This is a genomic window from Bathymodiolus platifrons methanotrophic gill symbiont (assembly GCF_002189065.1).
GTDB lineage: Bacteria > Pseudomonadota > Gammaproteobacteria > Methylococcales > Methylomonadaceae > Methyloprofundus.
Genome location: NZ_BDMN01000597.1, coordinates 1 through 1,096 on the forward strand (window position 1 = coordinate 1; position 1,096 = coordinate 1,096).

A 1,096-nucleotide genomic window follows, 5' to 3' on the forward strand; every position below is an offset into this window, starting at 1 on the left:
TAAGCAGTTTATGGCTTTAGCAGGATAGTTATGCCTGAAGACCAGGAGGTATGTGCTTTTGATAATTATTGCGACAGAACCAAACAGCCCCAATACATCAAGAATTGATTGATTGGGGTGATTCCCCCGAAGTAGGTAATGAAAGCATGGGATCAAGTTAATACTTATACTTGTATGTTTATATATCTATTGATATAATTACATGTGGATATTAGGAAAAACTAAAGATGAAACAAATAGAATTTAAGGGGACTTCATTAAAGGATTTAAGAGGTTTCCCTGAAGCGGCTCGTAACGAAGCTGGTTATGAGTTGCGAGAAGTTCAAAAAGGCAATGAGCCAACAGATTGGAAGCCAATGTCAAGCATTGGAGTGGGTGTAAAAGAAATACGGGTAAAAGATGAGCAAGGAATTTTTAGAGTTGTTTATGTGGTTAAGTATTTGGAGCGAGTAATTGTATTACATGCTTTTCAAAAGAAAACAGAAAAGACCGCTAAAAAAGATTTAGATTTAGCCAAGCAGCGATTAAAGTTAGTATTGGAGGAAGTTGAAAATGGCAAATGAAATATTTGATGATGTGTTTGATGCGTTAGAGGATGATCCTGTTAGGCGCAAAAACTTAAAGCTACGATCTCAATTAATGAGTGAGATTAACGCCAAAATTAATGAAGGCAGGCAAACACAGAAAGAATTAGCCCTTATTTTAGAAACCACTCAGCCTAGAGTATCAGCCTTGAGAAAAGGGAAAATTAACGGATTTCGTTTAGATATGTTGTTTGATTTTTCAGTACGATTAGGTTTAAACCTATCACTATCTAAAGTAGCTTAAAGATGTTTAATCAAATATTTGTAGGTTTAGCGGTTCTTTCAGTTGTTATACTTTTTGGCTATCTGGCTATCTGGCTATCTGGAGCTGGAAAGACATGAAAAATCACGAACAAAAGTAAAGGGGTAATAATGAGTAATCAAGCAACTAAAGAAGAACTTGCTCAGCATGAAAAAATACAGGCGTAAATTGCAAAATTAATTGCTGAAACATCAAAAATTAATAGCGAGAATAGGTGGTATCCAGCTATTGTTGGTGCATCTGTAACACT

Annotated in this window: 2 protein-coding genes; both read left to right on the forward strand. The window is 35.4% G+C overall.

The features are described from left to right. Nucleotides 1–227: 227 nt before the first annotated feature. Nucleotides 228–563 (forward strand): type II toxin-antitoxin system RelE/ParE family toxin, encoded by a 336-nt coding sequence (locus CDZ78_RS20825; RefSeq protein WP_087871633.1) that lies wholly within the window; start codon nucleotides 228–230, stop codon nucleotides 561–563. Continuing rightward, nucleotides 553–828, forward strand: coding sequence for a helix-turn-helix domain-containing protein (locus tag CDZ78_RS20830; RefSeq protein ID WP_087871634.1), 276 nt, complete (start codon nucleotides 553–555; stop codon nucleotides 826–828). Before CDZ78_RS20825 ends, CDZ78_RS20830 begins: the two co-directional genes overlap by 11 nt. Nucleotides 829–1,096: the final 268 nt, after the last annotated feature.

Bases quoted from the DNA above. Each gene is read 5' to 3' on its own strand.
- CDZ78_RS20830 (WP_087871634.1), top strand. From the start codon at position 553: ATGGCAAATGAAATATTTGATGATGTGTTTGATGCGTTAGAGGATGAT.
- CDZ78_RS20825 (WP_087871633.1), top strand. From the start codon at position 228: ATGAAACAAATAGAATTTAAGGGGACTTCATTAAAGGATTTAAGAGGT.